This window comes from Saccharopolyspora sp. (assembly GCF_017434145.1).
GTDB lineage: Bacteria > Actinomycetota > Actinomycetes > Mycobacteriales > Pseudonocardiaceae > Saccharopolyspora_C > Saccharopolyspora_C galaxeae.
In genome coordinates this window covers 1-4,417 of record NZ_JAFRFW010001065.1, presented here as the reverse complement: position 1 = coordinate 4,417, position 4,417 = coordinate 1, and the positions used below count along the sequence as shown (strand labels likewise).

The window sequence follows — 4,417 nt, the reverse complement described above, 5'->3', positions numbered from 1 at the left end:
TGCTCCCGCTGCACGTCGCCGTGGCTTCCACCGGCACCGAGCGCACCAGCGGCCTGGCCGCAACCGTGCTCGCCGACGCGGAGTTCCGCGGCGGCCGGGACGCCTTGGTGGTCTTCTCCAACTCGGGCGTCAACCCGTACCCGGTGGAACTGGCCGTGACCGCGGCGGGCGCGGGATCCACCGTCATCGCGGTGACTTCCCCGGCCGCGAGCGCCGACGCCCCCAAGCGGGCGGGCACCACCCTGGCCGAGCAAGCGCACATCGTGCTGGACACCCGAACCCCCGGTGGAGACGCCAGCTACCCGCCCCGAGACCCGGTCACCGCGCCGCTGTCCTCGCTGGCGAACGCCTACCTGTGGAACCTGCTGCTGGTCCGGCTGCACGACTCCGCGCAGCGCGCCGGACTCGAGCTGCCGGTGTGGCGCAGCGCGAACACCGTCGGCGGCGACGACGCCAACGCCGCGAACCTGCGCCACTACGGCGCCCGCGTCCCCGGCCTGACCTGATGTGCCTCCCGACCCGGGCACGAAAGACCGGGCCCGACCCGAAGGTCGAGCCCGGTCCGGGCGATTCGCTCAGTTCGCTTCGAGCGCGCCTGCCAGCTCCGTGATCCGCCGGATCTGCGCCGCCCGCTCCGCGGCGAGCTGCTGCTCCGGGTCCACCGCCTCGTCGGCCTGCGCCAGCAAGGCCAGCGTCTCGCGCACCGCGCCTTCCGGCGGGGTGCTGACCGCCTCGGCGAGCTGATCGACCGCGGCGTCCAGCCCTTCGACGGGCACCACCGAGTTCGCCAAGCCCATCCGCAGGGCTTCCTCGGCACCAACCTCCCGGCCGGCCGCACAGATCTCGACCGCGCGGGCGTAACCGATCGCGCGCACCAGCGGCAACGTCCCACCCAGATCCGGCACCAGGCCCAACCCGGTCTCGGCCATCCGCAACCGCGCGTCCTCGGTGAGCACCCGCAGGTCGCAGGCCAGCGCGAGCTGGAACCCGGCGCCGATGGCGTGGCCTTGCACGGCCGCGATCGTCACCCGGTCGGGTTCCCGCAGCCAGCTGAAGCCCTGCTGGAACCCGGCGATCTCGGCGTCGGCCTCTTCGGTGGGGCGCTGCCCCAGTCCGATCAGGCCGGGCGCCCCGTCCACGTCCTCGGACCCGAACAACCTGCGGTCCAGCCCGGCGGAGAACGCGCGCCCCCGCGCGCGCACCACGACGACCCGCACTCCCGGGTCGAGGGACTGGCCGATCTCGCGCAGCGCCGCCCACGTCAACGGAGTCTGCGCATTGAGCTTGTCCGGGCGGTCGAGCGTGATGGTGGCGCGCCGCCCCTGAACCGTGAGCCCCACACCGCCACGGTCCAGGAGGTCGGCGTCCATCCTCGACTGCTGCAAACGGGCCTCCATCAGTTCTGCGTCGACCGGGCGGAACCGAACGGTACCCGCCGGCCGGACAGGAACCGCAACGAACCGATCATGCCCGCTGCCTCACTTCTTCTTCGAACGCGTCGCACCCCCGCGGCCGCGCAGTTGCACGCCCGATTCGCTGAGCACCCGGTGCACGAACCCGTAGGACCGGCCGGTCGCCTCAGCCAGGGCGCGGATGCTGGCTCCCTTCTCGTACTTCTTCTTAAGGTCACTGGCAAGCTTGTCCCGTGCGCTTCCGGTGATTCGCGCACCCTTCTTCAGGTCAGCCACAGTGTCCCCGCCTTCCCTCCGAACAGGTCGGGCCGCTCGCGACCCCTGTCGTCGCAATGATCGAACAGGACGGCCGTAAACGCCAGGCGATCATGCAAAAAGATCGCCCAACGGTCGAGATCAGCCCACGGCGATCACCGGAATGCGCTCACCTGTTCGGACTAACTCAGCCGCGACATCCGGCGGTGAGCCGCCTAGCCGCCGGAGTTCTTCGCAGGTCAGGGCGTTTCGATGCGCCGAGCCGGGCATGATTGGTCGTAACGGGTGTTCGCGCCACCGGAGCAGCGGTCGTCACGCCGCGTACGGCCCAGGGTGGGAAAAACCACTCGTCAGGCGAGTTGCACTAGCTCCATGTAGTCCTCGGACCAGTGGTCCTCAGTCCCGTCGGGCAACAGGATCACCCGTTCCGGCTCGAGCGCTTCGACCGCGCCGGGATCGTGCGTCACCAGGACCACCGCTCCGGTGAAACTGCGCAACGCGTCGAGCACCTGCTCGCGACTGGCCGGGTCCAGGTTGTTCGTCGGCTCGTCGAGCAGCAGCACGTTCGCCGCGCTGGAGACGAGCCCGGCCAGCGCCAGCCGGGTCTTCTCCCCGCCGGAGAGCGTGCCCGCGGGCTGTTGGAGCTGTTCACCGCGGAACAGGAACGCGCCGAGCAGCGTGCGCAGCTGCTGCTCCGGGGTGTCCGGGGCCGCGCTGCGGATGTTCTCCCACACGGTCGCGTCGTGGTCGAGGGTTTCGTGCTCCTGCGCGTAGTAGCCGACGCGCAGCCCGTGGCCGGGCACCATCTCGCCGGCGTCGGACTCCTCCATGTGGCCGAGCAGCCGCAGCAACGTGGTCTTGCCCGCGCCGTTGAGCCCGAGCACCACGACCAGGGAGCCGCGGTCGACGGCGAGATCGACGCCGGTGAAGATCTCCAGCGAGCCGTAGGACTTGGACAGCCCGCGGGCGGTCAGCGGCGTCTTGCCGCAGGAGGCCGGTTCCGGGAAGCGGATCTTGGCGACCTTGTCGTCGGCCTGTTCCTCTTCCAGGTCGTTGACCATCTTCTCGGCGCGGCGGGCCATGTTCTGCGCGGCGACGGCCTTGGTGGCCTTGGCCCGCATCTTGTCGGCCTGCGCCATGAGCGTGGACGCCTTCTTCTCGGCGTTGGCGCGTTCCCGGCGGCGGCGCTTCTCGTCGGCGGCGCGCGCTTCCTGATAACGCTTCCAGTCCATGTTGTAGACGTCGGCCTCGCCGCGGACCGCGTCCAGGAACCACACCTTGTTCACCACGTCGCCGAGCAGCTCGACGTCGTGGCTGATCACGACGAGGCCGCCGTCGTGGTTGCGGAGGAACTCGCGCAGCCAGTTGATCGAGTCCGCGTCGAGGTGGTTGGTCGGCTCGTCCAGCAGCAGCGTCGTCGCCGAACCGCCACCGGGGCCCGCCTCCGCGGCGGCGAACAGGATCCGGGCCAGCTCGACCCGGCGGCGCTGGCCACCGGAGAGCGTGCTCAGCGGCTGGGTCAGCACCCGGTCCGGCAGCCCCAGGTTCGAGCAGATCCGGCCCGCTTCGCTCTCGGCGCCGTACCCGCCGCGCGCGGCGAAGCGCTCCTCGAGCTTGCCGTAGCGGTCGATGGCCTTGTCCCGCTGCCGGTCGTCGGCGAGCTCGGCCATCGCGGTCTGCGCCTTCTCCATGTCGCGCAGGATCCGGTCCAGGCCGCGCGCGGAGAGCACCCGGTCCTTGGCCGCGACCGAGAGGTCGCCTTCCCGCGGGTCCTGCGGCAGGTAACCCGTTTCGCCGCTGCGCACCAGCTCACCGGCGTAGGGATCACCCTCGCCCGCGAGCACGCGCAGCGTCGTGGTCTTGCCCGCACCGTTGCGACCGACCAGGCCGATGCGGTCGCCGGGTTGGACGCGCAGGTTCGCACCGGACAGCAGGATGCGCGAACCAGCGCGCAGTTCCAGGGAAGTGGCAGAGATCAACGAAAACTCCGGAGGCTAGTGGTCGAGCGAGATCGCGAAAACGCCCATCGCCGGTACGACCGGGCCGATGGGCTGTAAGGGGCGCCGCTAGTCGGCGGACACCATCAGGCAGTACTCCCGCGGGTGGGATCGCCGTCGCACGGCGTGCCGCGGGATCGCGTGCTTGCTCACCACGTCGACCAGTGTAACGGCCGGACTACCGGGTCAGGCGTGCACTCCGGCACTGAGCGTCACCGGGCGGGCCCGGCAGGCCAGGGCCGCGGGGTAGATCAGGGAGCCGGATCGTGGATCTCGACCTCCACCGAGATCGCGCGGACCGCCGCATCGTCGAGCACCGAACGGCGCGGCTCGGCGACGTCGAGCACGCCGGGTTCGGCCGCGGCGAGCAGCTCGCGCAGCCGCGGATCCGCGCGCAGCGCGTCCAACGCCTTGCCGTCCCCGCCGAGGATCACGGCGTCGAGCCGCTCGCGTTCCGGCAGCAGCACCCGTGCGGCGTCGTCGGCGGCGGACTCCAGGGAACGGCGCGCCTGGCCCTCGCGGCGGCGCGCGAATCGTTGCTGCGACTGCCCGCCCGCCTTGTTCCGGCCGTGCACCAGGTGCCGATCGGTCGAGGAAACCTCGATCACGCCGCCACGGGCGATGCCCACGCTGTGCGCGCCCAGGCGCACCAGCACCAGCCCGACCCGGCGCGTCCGCGACACGTGCTCGACCAGCGCTGACACCGCCAGGCCGGATTGCTCGCCGTGCGGTCCGGCCAGCTCGCCGAACGGG

General features: G+C 71.3%; 5 protein-coding genes. 1 reads left to right on the top strand and 4 read right to left on the bottom strand.

The features are described from left to right. Nucleotides 1–506 (top strand): sugar isomerase domain-containing protein (locus IJH84_RS29060; protein ID WP_295151267.1); only part of this gene is annotated, 506 nt, incomplete at its 5' end. 69 nt (nucleotides 507–575) lie between these two features. On the opposite strand, the gene IJH84_RS29055 is transcribed toward IJH84_RS29060, so the two are convergent. The 4 genes from IJH84_RS29055 to IJH84_RS29040 form a co-directional block, all read right to left on the bottom strand. Continuing rightward, nucleotides 576–1,370 (bottom strand): enoyl-CoA hydratase/isomerase family protein, encoded by a 795-nt coding sequence (locus IJH84_RS29055; protein WP_233627192.1) that lies wholly within the window; start codon nucleotides 1,368–1,370, stop codon nucleotides 576–578. Between the two features lie 108 nt (nucleotides 1,371–1,478). Beyond that, entirely contained in the window at nucleotides 1,479–1,688 is a 210-nt protein-coding gene (locus IJH84_RS29050) for a helix-turn-helix domain-containing protein (protein ID WP_200069734.1), read from the bottom strand. A gap of 329 nt (nucleotides 1,689–2,017) precedes the next feature. Next, nucleotides 2,018–3,646 carry an ABC-F family ATP-binding cassette domain-containing protein gene (locus tag IJH84_RS29045; protein WP_295151263.1) on the bottom strand — a complete coding sequence of 543 codons (1,629 nt, stop codon included), beginning with the start codon at nucleotides 3,644–3,646 and terminating at the stop codon, nucleotides 2,018–2,020. Nucleotides 3,647–3,915: 269 nt separating this feature from the next. Further along, a partial coding sequence (locus IJH84_RS29040; RefSeq protein ID WP_295151261.1) for an acVLRF1 family peptidyl-tRNA hydrolase occupies nucleotides 3,916–4,417 on the bottom strand: 502 nt, incomplete at its 5' end.

Bases quoted from the DNA above. Each gene is read 5' to 3' on its own strand.
- IJH84_RS29055 (WP_233627192.1), bottom strand. From the start codon at position 1,370: ATGGACGCCGACCTCCTGGACCGTGGCGGTGTGGGGCTCACGGTTCAG.